This is a genomic window from Rhodococcus sp. AQ5-07 (assembly GCF_009707305.1).
Lineage (GTDB): Bacteria > Actinomycetota > Actinomycetes > Mycobacteriales > Mycobacteriaceae > Rhodococcus_F > Rhodococcus_F erythropolis.
This window is the reverse complement of record NZ_CP046099.1, coordinates 1048410-1067581: the sequence shown is the minus strand read 5'-3', so window position 1 is coordinate 1067581 and position 19172 is coordinate 1048410. Positions and strand designations below refer to the sequence as shown.

The following is a 19172-nucleotide window of genomic DNA, read 5'->3' as shown; positions in this document are numbered from 1 at the left end:
ATGGCAAGAACCAGACTAGGGCGGACGCTCCCCGAGACCGTCGGTGTTCACGGAGCGATCGAACATTCCGCTCCGGCCATCACCTTCGATCGCGTCAACGTCGCCTACGGCCGCGGGAAGACCGCAACCCATGCACTCGTCGATTTCAATCTGCGAGTGGCACCGGGTGAAACTGTGGCACTGCTGGGGCCCAGTGGATCCGGCAAGTCGACCGCCCTGAAGGCCCTCGCGGGATTTGTCCGCCCCACGTCCGGTTCCGTCAAGCTCGGCACCCGAGACGTCACCAATCTGCCTCCCGCACAACGCGGTATCGGCGTCGTCGTTCAGTCGTACGCTCTTTTCCCGCACATGCGAGTTTCCGAGAACGTAGCCTTCGGACTCCGAGCCCATCGCGTGCCGCGCTCGGAGATCGGCCATCGCGTAGCCGAAGCCCTCGACATGGTCGGGATGTCGGCGTACGGAAAGCGCCTTCCCCGTGAGCTTTCCGGCGGTCAACAGCAGCGAATCGCAATCGCCCGAGCCTTGGCAATTCGCCCTGGAGTACTCCTCCTCGACGAACCACTGGCCGCCCTGGATGCGCAACTTCGCGAGAGCATGCTCGGCGAACTGGCGAGACTGCGCGCCGCACTACCTGACACAGCCATGCTCTATGTGACGCACGATCAGAGTGAAGCCCTGGCGCTCGCAGACCGAATCGCAGTGATGCGCAACGCCAGACTCGCGGACATCGACACCGCCGAGGCCTTGTGGAAACGCCCGCCGTCCAGCTTCACCGCGGCCTTCCTCGGGGGTGCCAACCTGCTGCCCTGCACCGTCACACGCGTCATCGGCACCTCCGCACTGGTCTCGATCGGTGGCACGCCGTTCACCGCTCACGCCCCGCAGCCCGAGATCGGGCACATCGAATGGGAGTCCGACATGGACGCCTACCTGTGTGTTCGTCCACACGCGGTAGGCGTAACCGGCGTCGGCGCACGAGGATCATTCCCGGCGCGCATCGTCTCGAGCGTCTGGCGCGGTTCCACGACGCGACTGACGCTGGCTGTCCGTGGCCTCGACGACGTCCGCGTCGACGTGGATGTTCCAGGGCACGACGAACGACCGGTCGACACCGAAGTGGGCGTCGTCTTGCCCACGGACGGCAGTGTCCTGGTGCCGGCGGATCGCCACCCATGACGACAACCTTGGAACGCCCTGAAACCGCTGTGCCCCAGCACAAAGACCCCATCCCGTGGCGCCGGATCGGGTGGACGCTACCGCCACTGCTTCTTGTCCTCGTGTTTGCTGTCTATCCCACTGCGCGTGTCCTCACGGAATCGCTGAGCACCGGAAGCGGCACCGGGTTGTCCACGTGGTCCTCCGTGCTCGGTTCGGAACTGTTCAGGACCGCACTGTGGCGGACCATCCAGATCGCCGTGGCGTCGACCCTGGGGTGCCTGATCCTGGGAACCTTCCTCGCCTTGGTGCTTGCCTTCGTTCCATTCGCCGGATCCAAGGTGGTGGGGCGATTGATCGACACGGTGCTCGCCCTGCCGTCATTCCTGATCACGCTGGCGTTCACGTTTCTGTACGGCACGGCCGGCGCCGTCAACGCCTTGATCATCCGCATCACCGGCGACGCGAGCGGCCCGCTGAACTTCCTGAACACTCCGTTCGGAGTCATCGCGGCCGAAATCACCTTCTTCACACCCTTTGTCGTGCGTCCGCTGTTGGCCGCGTTCACCCAGATTCCGCGTGAACAGCTCGACGTTGCAGCCAGTCTCGGCGCGTCACCCGTCCGAGTTCTGCGGCAGGTGGTGATGCCGGAAGCGTGGCCAGCCCTCCTGGCCGGTGGATCACTCGTACTTCTGATGACACTGAATGAATTCGGCATTGTGCTCTTCACCGGAGCAAAAGACGTCGTAACTCTTCCGGTCCTCATCTACACCCGCGGCATTGTCACCTTCGACTTGCCCGGCGCGGCAGTGATCGCGACGGTCCAGGTCGCACTCTCACTCGGCCTGTACTGCCTCTACCGATTCACCTTCAACAGATTGATGGGAGGCAGCCGTGCTGCTGTGGACACGAAGCTCTAGGGCTCTCGTACTCGGATTCTTCACCCTGGTCGTCGCGGTGGTTTTTGTCGCGCCCATCGCCACCGTCGTCGCGGCTGCCTTGGCCGGATCGTGGACCGGTCCACTTCCGTCGAATCTCGGCGGCAAGAACTTCTCCACGGCGCTGTCCGACGAGAACTTCGCCAGCCTGATCGTCAGTTTGCAGACTGCATTCATCTCGGGAGCACTGGCATTGATCGTCGGAACGTGGGCCGCGCTGGCCTCTCGTGAGGCACCGATGTGGCTGCGGCGCATCACCGATGCCGTATTCCATTTACCGATTGCGGTTCCGTCGGTCGCGATCGGCTTGGGTCTGCTCATCACTTTCAACGAGCGCCCATTACTGCTCGGCGGCACCAAATGGATCGTGATTCTCGCTCACACGGTTTTGGTGCTTGCCTTTGCCTTCAGTTCCGTATCGGCCGCGCTCGAACGGCTCGATCCCGCCTACCGTCAAGCTGCCGAATCACTCGGCGCCGGCCCAGTGCGGGTGCTGACGCGGGTGACGCTACCGCTGCTGCTCCCAGCGTTGGGTGCGGCCGCCGGGCTTTCCATCGCACTGTCGATGGGTGAGCTGGGCGCAACGGTCATGGTCTACCCGGCGACATGGAAGACCTTGCCGGTCAGTATCTTCGGACTCACCGACCGCGGCCAGGTATTTCTTGCCGCAGCAAATACGACACTGCTGCTTGCAGTTACCCTGATCGCCCTCATGGTGGTTGGCAGAATCCGTCGGCGCTGACCTTGCTGTGCGCCTTTATTAACCGCCGGGGGTTAATAAAGGCGCACAGCAAGGGGTTTATCCCTTCCGCAAGATGTACCGCTGAACCTTGCCGCTCGGGGTCTTGGGCAGGTTCGGAACAAAGTGCACCGTGCGTGGGTACGCGTGCGCTGCAAACTTCTTCTTCACCAGGGTTTGCAGTTCCTTCTCGAGTTCGTCGTCACCGTCGACACCTTCGCGAAGTACGACGAACGCTTCGAGGACCTCACCGCGCAACTCGTCGGGCATGCCCACCACTGCCGCCTCGATGACGTGCTCGTGCATGACCAGCACGCTCTCGACGTCGAAGGGACCGATGCGGTAGCCCGCCATGATGATGACGTCGTCGTCGCGCGAGGAGAAGAAGAAGAATCCGTCCTCGTCCGTCATTCCGGCGTCACCGGTGATGTACCAGCGACCGTCTTCGCTGAATCGCTGCTTCGTCTTCTCCGGCGCATCGACGTATCCGGTGAACCACATCAACGGGCTGTTGTGAGTATCGATCGCCACGCGTCCCTGAGTGCGAGCCGGTGCGATGTCATCCGAATTGTCCTCCAGCACAGCGGCAGACCAGCCCGGCAACGGACGACCCATGGATCCTGGACGGACGTCCTCGCGGAGTCCGTCGGCCCAGGCGTTGACGATGAACATGCCGTGCTCGGTCTGGCCGTAGTGATCACGAACCTCGACGCCCAACGAGTTCTTCGACCACGCAACAACATCCGGAGTCAAGGGCTCACCGGCCGAGGACGCGCGGCGAAGCGAGATGCCTTCCGGAACGGGTGCCTTGTCGGCACGCAGACTGCGGTACACGGTCGGAGCAGCGGCAAAATTGGTGACACCGAACTTCTCGATGATCTGCCACGTCAGCGGCGCGGAGAATCCGGCGTGCAGCAGAATGCTTCGCGTTCCCGCGGCAAGCGGACCGAGCAACGCGTAGTACAGCCCGTACGCCCAGCCCGGGTCTGCGGCGTTCCAGAACACGTCGTCCTGACGGACGTCGAGGCCGAACTCCTGGTAGGCGTGGAACGACGCGAGCGCGCGCACCGGAACCGGCACGCCCTTGGGTGTCCCCGTGGTGCCACTGGTGAACAACTGCACCATCGGTGCGTTGCCGCCGACTGCCTGAGCAGCGCCCTTCGGGTCTTCTGCATCCTGAGCTGCGACAAGTGCATCGAAGTCCAACTCGTCACCGGCCGCGCCGCCCGCGACGATGACCTGCCACGCTGCGTCGGCGGGGATGTCCTCGCCCGGCGCGAGCTTGTCGAGCTGATTGGCGTCGGAAACGACCACCTTCGCGCCACTGGCCGTCAAGCGGAAAGCGATGGCCGGCGAAGCGAACGCCGTGAACAAGGGCACGTGGACCGCGCCGCGGCGCCAGATTCCGAGGAGCGCGACCACGAGGTCCGCAGACTTGCCCATCAAGGTCGCGACGTTGTCACCCGGCTCGACTCCGAGGTCCGCCAGAGCTGCCGCGAAACGCGCGGACTGCTCACGTAGATGACCGTATGTGAGGTCCACCGAGCTAAGGTCTGCCTCGACGACGGTGAATGCAACGCCATCCGCGGGATGCCGATCGCAGAGCAATTCTGCGGCGCTGGCATGCGGGGTGTCGTACTGGTCCAGCAGCTCGCGCACCCGTGCGGTGGGATCGGTGCTCATCAACTTGCTCCTTATCGATCGTCGTATGGTTGGCCCGACCGGTTAAGTTGGCGGCTCGTCATACGTACTGTTCACCCCCTATGATCTAGCTCACAAGAGAACTTCACTACCCCCAGAAAGGGGTACCTGCGTGAATCGACATGCTTCGTCACTTCTGCGTCCCCGCGACGGGGACGCTATGCGAGGTGAACTCCGAACGATTGCAGCTCAGGGCGTTGTTCCCGTGCTGTTCGGAGGCGAGGTCCAGGACGGAACCCTGCACCTGAGCGAATTCGTCGGCACCCGCACCAACAATCTCAAGGGCTTGGCCATCCCGCCGCGCTCGGGTATGGGCGGACGCGTCGTCGCCCAGGGTTCACCGATCACCGTCAACGATTACGGCAATTCGCAGTCCATCACTCATCACTTCGACCGGCCTGTTCTCAGCGAGGGCCTGCATTCGATCATCGCCGTTCCGGTCATCGTGTCCGGCAAATCGCGCGCTGTCCTCTACGCCGCGATCCGTGATTCCGCGCCTCTCGGCGATCGCACAGCAGACGTCATGGTCAGCGCATCCCGGCGTCTCGGGATGGAGTTCGCCATCCGCGACGAGGTCGATCGTCGCCTGCAACTACTTCAGGCCGCCGCCGCGACCACCGCCGACGGTATGTCTTCGGAAGAGATCCGCGGAGTCCACGCCGAACTACGCAGTGTCGCCCAGACCGTGACCGACACCGACTTGCAGACCAAGCTCCGCGGACTTTCCCAGCGTTTGGCCAACCTGCTGCGGCCTACCGCCGACGCCGAATCCGACGTCGCGCTCACCCCGCGTGAAGTGGACGTTCTCTCGCAAGTCGCACTCGGCTGCACCAACATCGAAGCCGGCCAAAGGCTTTCCCTTCGACCTGAAACAGTCAAGAGCTATCTGCGAAGCGCGATGGGAAAGCTGGACGCGAGCTCACGCCACGAAGCCGTGGTGACCGCCCGCAGGTTGGGACTGCTCCCCTGACGGGTCAGTAGCCTTCCGGCAGGGCGGTGAGCATGTCGCGGGTGACTGCGACGGCGTTGTCCGAACTTCCGCCCCGCACAACCAGAGTGGCGAAGGCCAGGTTGCCGCGATAGCCGACGAACCACGCATGCGATCCCCCGTCGACCTCGGCTTCACCGGTCTTGCCGTACACCTCACCCTGATCTTCGACGCGTTCTGCAGTACCGCTCGTGACCACGAGTCGCATCATGCCGCGCAGACCGTCGACCATGGCCGGCGTGATCGCCGGGCGCTCACCGTCGATGGTGGTTTCGCGCCCCGAAATCAGTTGCGGCACCGGAGTCGAACCGTTCGCGACCGTCGCAGCTGCCATCGCCATTCCGAACGGACTGACCACGACCTTGCCCTGACCGAACCCGTCTTCGGTCCGCTGGACGAGGTCCGACGCCGGCGGCACCGAACCGGAATCGATCGGCAATCCCACCACGTTGTAGTCCTGGCCGATGCCGAACTGCGCTGCGGCAGTGGTCAACGTGTCTGCCTGCATCTCGCTGGCCAACTTGGCGAAGGACGTGTTGCACGAACGCGCGAAGGCCGTTGCCATCGGCACCGTGCCGAGTGCGAACTCGTTGTAGTTGGGGACGCTGCGCTCGCCGATCTCGATTCGGCCCGGGCATGGCACCATCGTGTCGGGGGTCGCCTGACCGGTCGAAATTGCCGCACCTGCCGTGATGATCTTGAAGGTCGAACCAGGCGGGTACCGACCCATCGTCGCGACCGGCCCGTCGCGGTCAGCTGCCTTGTTCTGCGCGACGGCCAGGATCGCGCCACTCGACGGTTCGATCACCACCATCATCGCCTGATCCTTGTTCACGTTCACCGCGCGCTGAGCAGCGATCTGGATGTTGCGGTCCAGACTGATACTGAACGACGGAACCGGTTGTGGCGCAGTCTCGGTCAACACGTCGGTGTCGACGCCGTTCTGGTTGACCGTGACGACACTCCAGCCGGCTTTGCCGTCGACCTCGTCGATGATCGTCTTCTTGATCTGCCCGAGAAGGTCAGGCGCGAACTCCGGGTCGGTCGACACAAGATCCGATTCGTCCGATACCGATACTCCCGATATCGCACCCAACTGCGCCGAAACTTGGTCGTAGTCATCACTGCGCAGCCGCGTCACCAGATAGTCACCCTTGACGGCCGTCGAGGATTCGGCGATCGACTGACCGGTCAGCGACGCATCGAACCGCCCGAGAACACTTGCGAGACTGTTCGCGGAACCGATGATGTCGATGCTCTTGGAGCGATCGAACTTCACTCGGTAGACGATTCCCGGCACCAGGACGTCGGTCCCCGAATGCTCGTTGACCCGCGCTCGCGGCGCCGCGGTTGCCCGCAACGACATCGTCTGCTTGTCACCGAGGCGCGGATGAACGTCCGTCGAACTCCAACGGACGGACCAGTCGCCGTCCTTGCGTCCCATCTGCAGCTCGCCGTCGTACGTCCAGACGCGGTCTTTCGGCAGGTGCCACTCGTAGGTGTAGCCGACCGTCGCAGTGTCACCGTTCATCTTCACCGACGTGGTCTCGGCAGTCATCGACTCCGCCTGAAGCGCATCCCAGGTGTCACTCAATACAGGACCCGCGGAATCAGGCCGGTCCGTCATTTTTGCTGCCTCGTCGATGTCCCTGTCACCGAACGCACTCAGGAACTGCTGCGCGACGGGCTCGGGGCCGGCGGGTTTCGGAGTACACGAACTGATCCCCACCGCCAAAAAAATCACGGTGCAGGAGGCCAATAGTTGAGCCGAGCGACTACGAGAGAAATGCCGAGTGTTCATCGAGCCCCATAGTAGGGCGACAAATGCTCCACCCAGCGTAGGCGCGACCATTGCACGCAGCTTGGACTCTCAGTCGAGCAGCACCGTCGAGAAGGTCGCGACCTGCCGGAACCCCACCCGCGAATAGGTCGACCGCGCAATCGTATTGAAGCTGTTGACGTACAGGCTCGCAATGCGACCGGTCGCCATGATCGACTCCGCTACAGCCGCTGTACCGGTCACGCCGAAGCCCTGCCCACGAAATTCCGGGTTGACCCACACGCCCTGAATCTGGCCACAGCGAGCAGACATCGAACCGACCTCCGCCTTGAAAACGACCTGGCCGTCCTCGATATGCGCCCACGCTCGACCAGCGGCGATCAGGCTTGCCACACGATGTCGATATCCGCGCCCACCGTCGTTTGCACGCGGATCGACGCCAACCTCTTCGATGAACATCGCGATCGCGGCAGGCAGATAGATCTCGAGTTCGTCCGAGCGAACCTGCCGGACCAGTGGATCCGACGGGCACGCCAGCGGCTCGGATACCGCGAGCAACGGCTGTTCGGGGCGAACCTCACGCGCAGTTCCCCAATCGAGCTCGAGCATCTCCCACAGCGGCAACGCCAATTCGGCGCGGCCGACCACCGACGAGCACATGCGCGGAATCCGACAGGCGCGGTCAGCGAATGCCCTAATGTCATCCGGATCGCCTCGAAGTGGAACCAGATTTGCCCCGGCAAAGCACAGCGAGGACAACGGCCCGCCTCGACTCCACAGCTCGCCGTGAATCATTCGTGGGTCGACGCCGCATTCTTCGACGCGCGCGGCAATCATGCAGGCGGCCACCGGATCGGCGTCGAGTACCCGTCGGACGTCTTCGAGATCTCGACTTCCGACCTGCTTGGCTCCGAGGAGTTTGAGCATCCGTCAACCCCCTCGACTCGACTGCGCGTCCACGAATATCACTACCCGATCATGATGCACTCAGATTGCCACGAACCTGACACCGACGGGGAAGATTCATCCGGCAATCACTCAACTCACGGTGACGACCGGCGCACCCTCCGAAGCATCACCCTCCATGCTTTCGGCAATTTTCATCGCTTCTTCGATCAAAGTCTCGACGATCTGCGCCTCGGGCACCGTCTTGATGACCTTGCCCTTGACGAAGATCTGGCCCTTGCCGTTGCCGGACGCCACACCGAGGTCAGCCTCACGTGCTTCACCCGGTCCGTTCACGACGCAACCCATGACTGCCACGCGCAGCGGGATCTCCATCCCTTCGAGGCCGGCAGAGACCTCGTCGGCAAGTGTGTAGACATCGACCTGTGCACGGCCACACGAGGGGCAAGAGACGATCTCGAGCTTGCGGGGACGCAGGTTCAGAGACTGCAGAATCTGGTTACCGACCTTGATTTCCTCGGCCGGCGGGGCCGAGAGCGAAACCCGGATCGTGTCGCCGATACCCTCCGCGAGCAGCGCACCGAAGGCGACCGCGGACTTGATCGTGCCCTGAAACGCCGGCCCTGCCTCCGTGACGCCGAGGTGCAACGGGTAATCGCATTTGGCGGCGAGTTGGCGGTAAGCCTCGACCATGATCACCGGATCGTTGTGCTTGACGGAGATCTTGATGTCACCGAAGCCGTGCTCTTCGAACAACCCGGCCTCCCACAGCGCGGACTCGACCAACGCTTCGGGCGTCGCCTTGCCGTACTTCTCCATCAACCGAGGATCGAGCGATCCCGCGTTGACACCGATACGGATCGGAATGCCTGCATCACCGGCAGCCTTGGCTACCTCTTTGACACGGCCGTCGAATTCCTTGATGTTGCCCGGATTGACGCGCACCGCAGCGCATCCCGCATCGATTGCCGCGAAGATGTAGCGCGGCTGGAAGTGGATGTCGGCGATAACCGGGATCTGGCTCTTCTTCGCAATGATCGACAACGCGTCCGCGTCTTCCTGACGTGGGCAGGCGACACGGACGATGTCGCAACCGGACGCGGTCAGTTCCGCGATCTGCTGGAGCGTTGCATTGACATCGTGCGTCTTCGTGGTGCACATGGACTGCACCGAGATGGGGAAATCGCTGCCCACACCTACCGTGCCGACCTGCAGCTGCCGTGTCTTGCGTCGAGGAGCAAGAATCGCTGCGGGTGCCGAGGGCATTCCCAGTCCGATAGGGATGGTCACGTCTGTGCCTTCTTTCATAGCTTCACTGCAAGTTTAGCCGGGCGATCGCCGCACTACCGCGCGGCAACCGTCGCCATGCTCACACGGTCAGAAGATCTTGATCGGATTGACGATGTCAGCCGTGAGTGTCAGCAACATGAACGCGCCACCGATCACGATGAATACGTAAGTAATCGGAAGGAGTCTCGTGTAGTCGACCGGGCCGCCGGGAATCAAGCCGCGGCGAGCGCGGAACCAATCGCGGATCTTCTCGTAGAAGACCACCGCGATGTGACCGCCGTCGAGCGGCAACAGCGGCAGGATGTTGAACACGCCGAGGAAGAAGTTGATCGACGCGAGCAGTCCGACGAACATCGGCCACTCGGCTCGATCAGCGGCCTCGCCACCGATCACGCTGGCGCCGACCACGCTGATAGGTGTGTCCAGCGCCCGCTCGCCGCCCGTGATCGACTCCCACAGAGCCCCCACCTTCGACGGAATGTCAGCCAACGCCTTCACCGAGTCGACCAAGATCTGTCCGGTGTAGTCGAAGGCTGCCGGAACAGCAGAGAGCGCGTTGTACTCGATCAGATTGCTTACACCCTCGATTCCGACAGCGCCTACCTTTGCCAGTTCCGGCGTTGTGCTGCCCTCTTTGGCTACGTAACGCTCCACCGGCGATACGTCGACCGGAACTTGAACAGTCTCGTCGCCGCGCTCGACTGTGAGCGTGACTGTCCCGGACTTGTCGCGGATCGCCGCGGAAACCTTGGCGAAAGTGTCCGTCGGTTGACCGTCCACCGCGACGATCCGATCGCCGGCAGCAATTCCGGCTGCCTCCGCCGGGCCGGTACCGGTGCAATCCGCGAGTTTCCACCCCTGATCCTGACCGAGTTGCGTCGGAGCAACACACGTCACGCCCTTGACAACAGGCGGTGCCGGCTCCGAACTAGTTCGACCCCAACCGAGGAGCAATGCGTAAATCAGGAGGAACCCGAGAATGAAGTTCATCGCGATACCGCCGGACATGACGACGACACGCTTCCACGCCGCCTTCTTGTACATCGCATGCGGCTCTTCTTCGGGCGTCATCTCGTCGAGAGCCGTCATACCGGCGATGTCGCAGAATCCACCGAGCGGCAGCGCCTTGAGGCCGTACTCGGTCTCACCTCGACGGAACGAGAAGATCTTCGGTCCGAAGCCGATGTAGTAGCGGCGAACCTTCATTCCCAAAGCCTTGGCCGTCCACATGTGGCCGGCTTCGTGCAGGGCGATGGACACGCCGATGCCGAGGGCAAACAGCACTACGCCCAGTGCAAAAACCATGAAAGCTCTAGCCCTCCTGCTTCACGAGCTGACGCGCTCGTGTGCGTGCCCAGCCGTCCGCGGCCAGAACGTCGTCCACGGTAGCCGGTTCCGCGGACCATTGACCTGCATCGTCGAGAACAGCGGCCACCGTGCGGACGATCGCCGGGAAGGAAATGACACCGTCGAGGAATGCCTGAGCCGCCACTTCGTTGGCCGCGTTGTAGATCGCGGTGAAGCAACCGCCGGATTTGCCCGCGCTTCGCGCCAGATCGACGGCGGGGAACACCGACGAATCGAGCGGCTCGAATTCCCAGGTGGAGGCGGTGGTGAAGTCGCATGCCGACGCAGCACCTTCGATGCGGTCCGGCCAGCCTAGAGCGAGAGCGATCGGGAGCTTCATGTCCGGCGGGCTTGCCTGCGCCAGCGTCGACCCGTCGAAGAAGGTGACCATGGAATGCACGATCGACTGCGGGTGCACGGTGACGTCGATGCGGTCGTAGTCGATCCCGAACAGCAGGTTCGTCTCGATCAGCTCGAGGCCCTTGTTGACCAGAGTTGCCGAATTGAGTGTGTTCATGGGCCCCATCGACCAGGTGGGGTGCGCTTTTGCCTGAGCTGGATTCACACTTTCGAGATCCTCGGCGCTCCAGCCACGGAACGGTCCACCCGAAGCGGTGAGAACCAACCGAGCCACTTCGTCGCCTGTTCCACCACGTAGACACTGGGCAAGCGCCGAATGCTCCGAGTCGACCGGCACGATCTGACCGGGTGCGGCGGCTTTGGTCACCAGCGCTCCGCCGGCGACAAGCGATTCCTTGTTCGCCAGCGCCAGGCGCGCTCCCGAGTTCAGCGCCGCCAGAGTCGGTTCGAGTCCCAACGAACCGACGAGTGCATTGAGGACAACATCGGCACCGCTGTCCCGAACCAGTTCCGTCACGGCGCTCGGTCCCGAACGGGCGGTTACCGATTCCAGCGCCGATGCCGCTGCAGGATCGGCGACGGCGACGTCCGTGACGCCGGTTGCACGAATCTGTTCGCCCAACAACTCGACGTTGTTGCCGCCCGCTGCGAGACCGACTACTTCGAAACGATCGGGGTTGGCTGCGATGACCTCCAGCGCTTGGGTACCGATCGAACCGGTACTGCCGAGGAGGAGGACGCGGGTACGTGTGGTTTCCTGCACTCGCCCATTGTTCCTGATAACACCTGAGAACAACCTTATCGACGCCCAACTACGTACGACAGGCAGTCGTATGTCACCATATTGGGCAGTAGTGCAACCGAATGAGCAGGAGGATCGACCGTGGCCGATACCCAGTTGGACGTCAAGTCCAGCGCCCCCGTCGTGGTCTCGCACGTCGATGAGGCCGAGGTCCCCTCTGCCGCATGGGGGTGGAGTGGTGAAGGACTCAAGTTTTTCCGTTTCCTCGGATGGTTCTTCGCGATATTCCTGCTTCTGATGATGATCGGAAACCATCACGGCAAGGTCGAGGATCTGTGGCTCATCGGCACCGCCGGATTGATGATCTTCGTTCTGGTCCGCGACATCGTCATCCGTCGCCGCCCGCGCTAGAGACCTGACAAAGCGAAGGCCTCCACGAACGAAAGTTCGTGGAGGCCTTCGCTTTATGTGTTTTTCAGGCCTGGAGGGTTTCAGTTCTCGGCTGCCAGCTGGCCACAGGCTGCGGCGATTTCCTGACCGCGCGTATCGCGCACGGTGCACGAGACGCCCTGGGCGATGACCCGACGCACGAACTCACGCTCGACGTCCTTGGGGCTCGCGTCCCACTCGCTACCCGGAGTCGGGTTGAGCGGAATCAGGTTGACGTGCACCAACCCGCCGAGTGCTTTCTTCAGCTTCTTGCCCAGCATGTCCGCGCGCCACGGCTGATCGTTGACGTTCTTGATCATCGCGTACTCGATGGACACACGCCGACCGGTCTTGTCTGCGTAGTACCGGGCGGCCTGAAGTACCTCCGACACCGACCAGCGATTGTTGACCGGCACAAGTGTGTCGCGCAGTTCGTCGTCCGGTGTGTGCAGCGATACCGCCAGCGTGACGCTCAGGCCTTCGTCAGCGAGCTTGCGGATAGCGGGAGCGAGGCCGACGGTCGAGACCGTCACGGACCGCTGAGACAGGCCGAGCCCGTCGGGTGCGGGCGAAGTGATGCGTCGTACCGCTGCCACCACGCGCTTGTAGTTCGCCAAAGGCTCGCCCATACCCATGAACACGACGTTCGAGAGGCGTCCGGGTCCGCCGGCAACATCACCGTCGCGCATTGCGGCCGCTGCCTCGCGAACCTGATCGACGATCTCGGCGGTCGAAAGGTTGCGGTCGAGGCCGCCCTGACCCGTCGCACAGAACGGGCAGGCCATTCCGCAGCCTGCCTGACTCGAGATACAGAGCGTCGCCCGATCGGGATAGCGCATCAGGACGCTTTCGAGCAGCGTTCCGTCATGCGCCTTCCACAGGGTCTTGCGAGTGTCGCCCGAATCGCACGCGAGGTGCTTGATCGGGGTCAACAAGGTCGGGAACAGCGACTCCCCCACCTTCTCGCGTACCGATGCGGGGAGATCGGTCATCTTCTCGGGATCGGCTTCGAGCCGCGCGTAGTACTGACGCGCGAGCTGATCGGCCCGGAAAGCCGGAAGGCCGAGCTCTTTCACCGCTTCTTTGCGCTCGGCGGAATCGAGATCGGCGAGGTGCCGTGGAGGCATTCCGCGCTTGGGTGCAGTGAAAACGAGGGGAAGAGAGGCAGCCATAGTTACACCATTGTCCCATTGTTTTGGGGTGCTACCCCACTGCCACCCGATTGTGGCCGGATTACCCGTGCAACTTTGCGCAGGTTGCGTGATGATCATGTCATGTCAACCACACCAGAGGATCCGTCGAACTCCCCCGTGTACGGCCCCGCCGACGGTTTCGGTCCCGATCCGGAACTTCCGAAGGTGGGCGAGGACAAGGCAGTGGAAAAACACGATCCGGAACCGACACCGACGCCTGAACCGGTGCCGACCGGAACGTCGGTCACCGACCGAACCAGGGCTGCGACGACCTGGGTTGGCCTGGTCATAGGCGCAATTGTGCTGATCTTACTTCTGGTGTTCATCCTGCAGAACCTCGAGAGCGTCTCCGTCAAGATCCTCGCCTGGCAGATCGACTTTCCGCTCGGAATCACGATCCTGCTCTCCGCGATCGCGGGCGCATTGATCATGGCGTTGGCAGGCGGGGTTCGCATCATTCAGATCCGGCGCGCAGCGAAGCGGCAGATGTGACTGAAATCTAGTTACGCAATTGGGTCGATCGATGGGCCAGCAGGCATCATTGATGTCGTGGAAATCACCGGAAAGGCCCTGATGTGACTACTCACATGGAGAGACCTGTGACCTCGCGAATTGCCCCACAGCAGGCAAGATCCTGGCTCCTCGTCCCCGCGTCCAAACCGGACACCTTCGACGCCGCACTCGCGAGTGCGGCCGACGCCGTCATTCTCGACCTCGAGGATGCCGTCACCGCACCCAACAAACCGGCGGCCCGCCGCGATGTCGCCGCATTCCTGAGCGAACACAATCGCGCCTGGGTTCGGATCAACGATGCCACGACACCGTTCTGGGAAGAGGATCTGGCCGCACTCGCGGGCCTCCCCGGACTCGAGGGTGTCATGCTCGCAAAGACCGAAAGCGGTCAGCAGGCCGACGCCACGGCCGAGCGACTTCCCGAAGGCACCAAGATTCTTGCTCTCGTCGAATCCGCGGTGGGACTCGAGGCTGCGCCCGAGATCGCACGCACTGACGGCATCTTCCGTCTCGCATTCGGCAGCGGCGACTTCCGGCGCGACACTGGGATGGACGACTCCCCCACGTCGATGTCGTACCCGCGTTCGCGGCTCACCATCGCCAGCCGCGCGGCACGCATCGCTCCGCCGATCGACGGTCCCACGCTCGGCCCCGATCTGGATCTGCTCGCCCGAGACTGTGCGATCACCTTGTCACTCGGTATGGCCGGCAAACTCTGCATGACCACCGCGCAGACTGCCCCCGTCAACGCGGGACTGAGTCCATCCGTGGCCGACGCGATCTGGGCTCAGAATGTCATCGACGATCTCGGCGAAGACGGCTCACGCGTGCGCGACGGCAGCGACCTGCCCAAGCTCGCCAAGGCGAAGAAGATTCACAAGCTCGCCACCCTGTTCCACATCCCCACCGATCACTGATTTTTTTACTACTGAATCGGTGCAGAAAACGTCAGGCGCTCAAGTCGGAGCGCCTGACGTTCGTCTTTCGAGCCCGCTTTCACGCAAGTTCGAGTGATCGTGGTTTGGACCGAACATGGATCCGGTATCGCACCGTGAAGCCCAATCCCGTTACTTGCGAGAACGCACGCTCGGCAGTCTTCTCGGTGAACTCGATTCCGAGTACCCGCCGCAAGTCGTCTCGATTCTCGAACTCCCACCGGGCGTCGACACGCGTGAGCGAGAACCCTTGAGCCTCGAAGAATCCTTCGACCGCCGCGGGATCGTATTTGGGCAGATCCGCCCTCATCCACTCTCCGTACGGGCCGGCGCTCACATCGAGATCCACGATCAGCAGGGCTCCCCCGGGCCTCAGGATGCGCATGGCTTCACGAATTCCCGGGCCGCAGCCTTTGCCGAAAAAGTACGCCGTACGGGCATGAACGAGATCGACTGAAGCATCCACCAGACCCGTGGACTCTGCTGAACCCTGGACTACGTCGATCGACGCCGAATCGCGGGTTCGTTCCCGCGCGGCCTTCACGAGCGGTGCGTGCGGCTCCACTCCGACAACACGACGGGCAGTACGAGCGAACTCCGGTAGATGGAACGCCGCCCCACAGCCGACATCGACGACGTCGCGTCCAGACCAGTCGACCTGGGCTCGCATCGCGGCCCAAATGGAACCGTCGACGTCCTGCGCGCGGTTCTCGATTTCGTACACGTCCGGCCAATGCCAGATGTTCGGGCTGGGGATCGGCTTGGAACGGCCGGAGAAGAAATCACGCACGCGAAATCAGACGAGTGCGTACAGAATCAGCCAGGTGACAAATGCCGACGGCAGGAGTGAATCCAGGCGATCCATGATTCCGCCGTGGCCGGGAAGCAGGGTTCCCATGTCCTTGATGCCGAGTTCACGCTTGATCTGCGATTCGATCAGGTCGCCGACCGTCGCGACTACCACCAGGACGACACCGAGCAGGACGCCGATCATCGAGTTCGCGTCGAGGATCAACGTCACCGAAAGCAGACTGCCGATGACGCAGAAAATGAGGGAGCCGACGAATCCTTCCCAGGACTTCTTCGGACTCACAGCCGGCACCATCGGGTGCTTCCCGAACAGCACTCCGGCCGCGTAACCGCCGATGTCGGAGCACACGACACCGATCATCAGGACGAAAACGCGACCCGGGCCGTCGTCTTCGAGCACCATCAACGCACCGAATGACGCCAACAGCGGGATCCACGCCAGAACGAACACCGTGATGGAGGTGTCTCTTAGGAAGTTCTTCGGGGTCGCCTTGAGCCCGTGGTCGAACAACCGCCACACCATGCACACCAGGACGGTTGCGGTGAATCCGCTGAGCACCCCGACCGGTCCCCACGGCCAGCCGAGCCAGATCGTGGCTTGCCCTCCGACGAGAAGGGGAATTCGCGGCACCTCGATGTCGGCTTCACGAAGCCGCGTTGTGACCTCCCACGTCGCGATGAACATCGCGATCGCGACGACAGCGATCCATCCCGGGGGCAGGAAGATCAAAGTGCCGATGACCAAGGCTCCGAGACCAGCTCCGACGCCGATGGCGGCAGGTAGGTTCCTGCCCGCCTTCGACTTCGGCGGTTGCGCGCCCTCAGCGCCGCCCGTAGGCCCGTCCGTGACGGGACCACCGGCGGTTCCCTCTTGTGCGTGCACCCAAACTCCCTGATCTACTCCCGACGACAAACACTGCAAATGAGGAGGCTATACCTCCATCAACTCTGCTTCCTTGTGCTTGACGAGTTCCTCGACCGTGTGCACGTACTTCGCCGTGGTCTTGTCGAGTTCTTTCTCTGCGCGACCGACCTCGTCCTCGCCGGCTTCACCGTCCTTCTGGATCCGGCCGAGTTCGTCCATCGCCTTGCGGCGGATGTTGCGCAGCGTGACCTTCGAATCCTCGCCCTTGGACTTGGCCTGCTTCACCAGTTCACGACGACGCTCTTCAGTGAGCTGCGGAACCGAGATGCGGATGATGCTGCCGTCGTTGGACGGGTTCACACCGAGATCCGAGTTGCGGATCGCCGTCTCGATCGCGTTGAGCTGCGAAGCCTCGTACGGCTTGACGATGACCATGCGGGCCTCGGGGACGTTGATGCTCGCGAGCTGCGTGATCGGCGTGATCGAACCGTAGTAGTCGATCACGATGCGCGAGAACATACCGGGGTTCGCGCGTCCGGTGCGAACCGAGCCGAGATCGTCCTTGGCTACCGTGACAGCCTTTTCCATCTTCTCTTCTGCCTCGAAGAGCGCTTCATCGATCACGGCTGTTCCTCCATGTTGTTCTGCATCATTTTTTGGGTGTCACTCACGACTTGATCAGGGTGCCGATCTTCTCACCGGACACCGCGCGAGCGATGTTTCCTTCGGTGAGGAGGTTGAACACCATCATCGGCATCGAGTTGTCCATGCACAGGCTGAACGCCGTCGCGTCCGCGACCTTGAGCTCACGTTCGATGACCTCGCGGTGCGTGATCTGCTCGTACATCGTCGCGTCCGGGTCGATACGCGGGTCGGCCGAGTAGACGCCGTCGACGGCCTTGGCCATCAGCACTACCTCGGCACCGATCTCCAGCGCGCGCTGCGCAGCAGTGGTGTCGGTGGAGAAGTAGGGCATACCCATCCCGGCACCGAAGATGACTACGCGCCCCTTCTCGAGGTGCCTACGTGCGCGAAGCGGAAGGTACGGCTCGGCGACCTGTCCCATGGTGATTGCCGTCTGCACTCGAGAATCGACGCCGGCCTTCTCCAGGAAATCCTGCAGTGCGAGGCAGTTCATGACGGTGCCGAGCATGCCCATGTAGTCGGAGCGCGCGCGATCGAGGCCACGCTGCTGCAGTTCCGCTCCGCGGAAGAAGTTTCCGCCGCCGATGACCACTGCAACCTGTACGCCCGATCGAACGACCTCTGCGATCTGCTCAGCCACCTTGGTGACCACGTCGGGATCGAGACCGACTTTGCCGCCTCCGAACATTTCGCCGCCGAGTTTGAGCAGGACCCGCTTGAATCCTGGACGTTCGTTGGCTGGTTCGGACATTGTTCTCCTCAGTTCGATACAAGACCTTGTAGGTCCTTCATTCTTCTTCTGCCGCCGAATCGGACACCGCGACATAGGAAAGCCCCCGGGACTCGTCCCGAAGCACTCTTATCCTGCCTCATCGGAGGCCCCAGGTACACGTAGACCCCGCCGGTAGAGCAAATGCTCTTCAGGCGGGGTCCATGTGTACGGGCTCCGAATTAAGCGGAGGCGCCGACCTCGAAACGCACGAAGCGCTTGATGGTCACGCCTGCCTCGTCGAGGATCGCCTTGACGGTCTTCTTGGAGTCCGTGACCGAAGACTGCTCGGTCAGAACGACGTCCTTGAAGAAACCGTTGACGCGGCCTTCGATGATCTTCGGCAGAGCCTGCTCGGGCTTGCCTTCTGCGCGGGCGGTCTCCTCGGCGATGTGACGCTCGGAAGCGACGATTTCAGCGGGAACCTCGTCACGCGTGACGTACTTTGCCTTGAGTGCTGCGACCTGCATTGCAGCGCCGCGAGCGGCCTCAGCAGCAGCATCGCCTTCGCCGGTGTACTCGATGAGAACGCCGACAGCGGGCGGCAAGTCGGAGCTGCGCTTGTGCAGGTAAACGGCAACGGGGCCGTCGAAGGAAGCGACGCGGCTCAGTTCGAGCTTCTCGCCGATCTTCGCGGACTGCTCCGCAATGACGGTGTCGATGGTCTTGCCGTCGAGCTCGAGCGCCTTGAGAGCGTCGAGGTCCGCAGGCTTGCCAGCAGCAGCGACGGTCACGATCTCGTCGGCCAGCTTGATGAACTCGTCGTTCTTGGCGACGAAGTCGGTCTCGCAGTTGATCTCGATCATGACGCCGTCCTTGGCGACGACGAGACCCTCAGCGGTGGTGCGCTCTGCGCGCTTTCCGACATCCTTCGCGCCCTTGATGCGCAGCTGCTCGACGGCCTTGTCGAAATCGCCGTCTGCATCTGCGAGTGCGTTCTTACATGCCATCATTCCGGAGCCGGTGAGCTCACGGAGCCGCTTGACGTCAGCGGCGGTGTAGTTCGCCATGATTAGCGAGCCTCCTCATGTGTCTGTTTCGGACCTAGGACTAACGGTGAAGCACGG

At 62.6% G+C, this 19172-nt stretch carries 19 protein-coding genes; 7 read left to right on the top strand and 12 right to left on the bottom strand.

From position 1 onward, the window contains the following. Genes GJB56_RS05010 through GJB56_RS05000 form a run of 3 tightly spaced genes read left to right on the top strand, consistent with a single transcriptional unit; the run spans position 1 to position 2835 of the window. Complete coding sequence (locus tag GJB56_RS05010; RefSeq protein WP_113682952.1) at positions 1-1176, top strand: ABC transporter ATP-binding protein; 1176 nt, start codon at positions 1-3, stop codon at positions 1174-1176. Continuing rightward, a complete protein-coding gene (locus tag GJB56_RS05005; protein ID WP_020907381.1) occupies positions 1173-2075 on the top strand; it encodes a 2-aminoethylphosphonate ABC transporter permease subunit in 903 nt (300 codons plus the stop codon). The genes GJB56_RS05010 and GJB56_RS05005 overlap by 4 nt, the downstream gene beginning before the upstream one ends. Then, positions 2050-2835, top strand: coding sequence for an ABC transporter permease (locus GJB56_RS05000; RefSeq protein WP_019747999.1), 786 nt, complete (start codon positions 2050-2052; stop codon positions 2833-2835). The genes GJB56_RS05005 and GJB56_RS05000 overlap by 26 nt, the downstream gene beginning before the upstream one ends. 57 nt (positions 2836-2892) lie before the next feature. Here GJB56_RS05000 and GJB56_RS04995 read toward each other — a convergent pair whose 3' ends face one another. Then, a complete protein-coding gene (locus tag GJB56_RS04995; protein ID WP_019747998.1) occupies positions 2893-4515 on the bottom strand; it encodes an AMP-binding protein in 1623 nt (540 codons plus the stop codon). Positions 4516-4693: 178 nt separating this feature from the next. Here GJB56_RS04995 and GJB56_RS04990 point away from each other — a divergent pair, with 178 nt between their 5' ends. Then, the gene (locus GJB56_RS04990) at positions 4694-5503 is read left to right on the top strand and encodes a LuxR C-terminal-related transcriptional regulator (protein ID WP_021343935.1); all 810 of its coding nucleotides are present in this window, start codon (positions 4694-4696) and stop codon (positions 5501-5503) included. A 4-nt stretch (positions 5504-5507) separates the two neighbouring features. Here the strand turns inward: GJB56_RS04990 and GJB56_RS04985 are convergent, their stop codons facing one another. The 5 genes from GJB56_RS04985 to dxr all read right to left on the bottom strand — a co-directional run bounded on the left by GJB56_RS04985 (position 5508) and on the right by dxr (position 11967). Beyond that, positions 5508-7322 carry a penicillin-binding transpeptidase domain-containing protein gene (locus tag GJB56_RS04985; RefSeq protein ID WP_195849585.1) on the bottom strand — a complete coding sequence of 605 codons (1815 nt, stop codon included), beginning with the start codon at positions 7320-7322 and terminating at the stop codon, positions 5508-5510. A gap of 69 nt (positions 7323-7391) precedes the next feature. Next, positions 7392-8228 (bottom strand): GNAT family N-acetyltransferase, encoded by an 837-nt coding sequence (locus GJB56_RS04980; RefSeq protein ID WP_003942692.1) that lies wholly within the window; start codon positions 8226-8228, stop codon positions 7392-7394. A gap of 111 nt (positions 8229-8339) precedes the next feature. Further along, complete coding sequence (gene ispG, locus GJB56_RS04975) at positions 8340-9497, bottom strand: flavodoxin-dependent (E)-4-hydroxy-3-methylbut-2-enyl-diphosphate synthase (protein WP_007734888.1); 1158 nt, start codon at positions 9495-9497, stop codon at positions 8340-8342. Positions 9498-9584: 87 nt separating this feature from the next. After that, positions 9585-10802 (bottom strand): M50 family metallopeptidase, encoded by a 1218-nt coding sequence (locus GJB56_RS04970; RefSeq protein ID WP_113682953.1) that lies wholly within the window; start codon positions 10800-10802, stop codon positions 9585-9587. Positions 10803-10809: 7 nt separating this feature from the next. Continuing rightward, on the bottom strand, positions 10810-11967 hold the full coding sequence (gene dxr / locus GJB56_RS04965) for a 1-deoxy-D-xylulose-5-phosphate reductoisomerase (protein WP_060939589.1): 1158 nt from the start codon (positions 11965-11967) through the stop codon (positions 10810-10812). Positions 11968-12087: 120 nt separating this feature from the next. Here dxr and GJB56_RS04960 point away from each other — a divergent pair, with 120 nt between their 5' ends. After that, the gene (locus tag GJB56_RS04960) at positions 12088-12357 is read left to right on the top strand and encodes a DUF2631 domain-containing protein (protein WP_019747993.1); all 270 of its coding nucleotides are present in this window, start codon (positions 12088-12090) and stop codon (positions 12355-12357) included. An 80-nt stretch (positions 12358-12437) separates the two neighbouring features. On the opposite strand, the gene rlmN is transcribed toward GJB56_RS04960, so the two are convergent. Then, complete coding sequence (gene rlmN, locus GJB56_RS04955) at positions 12438-13547, bottom strand: 23S rRNA (adenine(2503)-C(2))-methyltransferase RlmN (RefSeq protein ID WP_019747992.1); 1110 nt, start codon at positions 13545-13547, stop codon at positions 12438-12440. A gap of 102 nt (positions 13548-13649) precedes the next feature. Here rlmN and GJB56_RS04950 point away from each other — a divergent pair, with 102 nt between their 5' ends. Beyond that, a complete protein-coding gene (locus tag GJB56_RS04950; RefSeq protein ID WP_020969349.1) occupies positions 13650-14060 on the top strand; it encodes a LapA family protein in 411 nt (136 codons plus the stop codon). A 95-nt stretch (positions 14061-14155) separates the two neighbouring features. Next, a complete protein-coding gene (locus GJB56_RS04945; RefSeq protein ID WP_029255140.1) occupies positions 14156-14998 on the top strand; it encodes an HpcH/HpaI aldolase/citrate lyase family protein in 843 nt (280 codons plus the stop codon). 79 nt (positions 14999-15077) lie between these two features. On the opposite strand, the gene GJB56_RS04940 is transcribed toward GJB56_RS04945, so the two are convergent. The 5 genes from GJB56_RS04940 to tsf all read right to left on the bottom strand — a co-directional run bounded on the left by GJB56_RS04940 (position 15078) and on the right by tsf (position 19115). After that, a complete protein-coding gene (locus GJB56_RS04940) occupies positions 15078-15806 on the bottom strand; it encodes a class I SAM-dependent methyltransferase (RefSeq protein ID WP_029255139.1) in 729 nt (242 codons plus the stop codon). 6 nt (positions 15807-15812) lie between these two features. Beyond that, positions 15813-16709 carry a phosphatidate cytidylyltransferase gene (locus GJB56_RS04935; protein WP_003942673.1) on the bottom strand — a complete coding sequence of 299 codons (897 nt, stop codon included), beginning with the start codon at positions 16707-16709 and terminating at the stop codon, positions 15813-15815. 48 nt (positions 16710-16757) lie between these two features. After that, complete coding sequence (frr, locus tag GJB56_RS04930; protein ID WP_003942777.1) at positions 16758-17315, bottom strand: ribosome recycling factor; 558 nt, start codon at positions 17313-17315, stop codon at positions 16758-16760. Between the two features lie 43 nt (positions 17316-17358). Further along, on the bottom strand, positions 17359-18087 hold the full coding sequence (gene pyrH, locus GJB56_RS04925; RefSeq protein WP_019747988.1) for a UMP kinase: 729 nt from the start codon (positions 18085-18087) through the stop codon (positions 17359-17361). Positions 18088-18287: 200 nt separating this feature from the next. Further along, on the bottom strand, positions 18288-19115 hold the full coding sequence (tsf, locus tag GJB56_RS04920) for a translation elongation factor Ts (protein WP_019747987.1): 828 nt from the start codon (positions 19113-19115) through the stop codon (positions 18288-18290). Between the last annotated feature and the right edge of the window lie 57 nt (positions 19116-19172).

Coding starts and splice junctions, on each gene's coding strand:
- GJB56_RS05010 (WP_113682952.1), top strand. CDS start 1: ATGGCAAGAACCAGACTAGGGCGGACGCTCCCCGAGACCGTCGGTGTT.
- GJB56_RS05005 (WP_020907381.1), top strand. CDS start 1,173: ATGACGACAACCTTGGAACGCCCTGAAACCGCTGTGCCCCAGCACAAA.
- GJB56_RS04995 (WP_019747998.1), bottom strand. CDS start 4,515: ATGAGCACCGATCCCACCGCACGGGTGCGCGAGCTGCTGGACCAGTAC.
- GJB56_RS04990 (WP_021343935.1), top strand. CDS start 4,694: ATGCGAGGTGAACTCCGAACGATTGCAGCTCAGGGCGTTGTTCCCGTG.
- GJB56_RS04985 (WP_195849585.1), bottom strand. CDS start 7,322: ATGAACACTCGGCATTTCTCTCGTAGTCGCTCGGCTCAACTATTGGCC.
- GJB56_RS04980 (WP_003942692.1), bottom strand. CDS start 8,228: ATGCTCAAACTCCTCGGAGCCAAGCAGGTCGGAAGTCGAGATCTCGAA.
- GJB56_RS04970 (WP_113682953.1), bottom strand. CDS start 10,802: ATGGTTTTTGCACTGGGCGTAGTGCTGTTTGCCCTCGGCATCGGCGTG.
- rlmN (WP_019747992.1), bottom strand. CDS start 13,547: ATGGCTGCCTCTCTTCCCCTCGTTTTCACTGCACCCAAGCGCGGAATG.
- GJB56_RS04950 (WP_020969349.1), top strand. CDS start 13,650: ATGTCAACCACACCAGAGGATCCGTCGAACTCCCCCGTGTACGGCCCC.
- GJB56_RS04945 (WP_029255140.1), top strand. CDS start 14,156: ATGGAGAGACCTGTGACCTCGCGAATTGCCCCACAGCAGGCAAGATCC.
- pyrH (WP_019747988.1), bottom strand. CDS start 18,087: ATGTCCGAACCAGCCAACGAACGTCCAGGATTCAAGCGGGTCCTGCTC.
- tsf (WP_019747987.1), bottom strand. CDS start 19,115: ATGGCGAACTACACCGCCGCTGACGTCAAGCGGCTCCGTGAGCTCACC.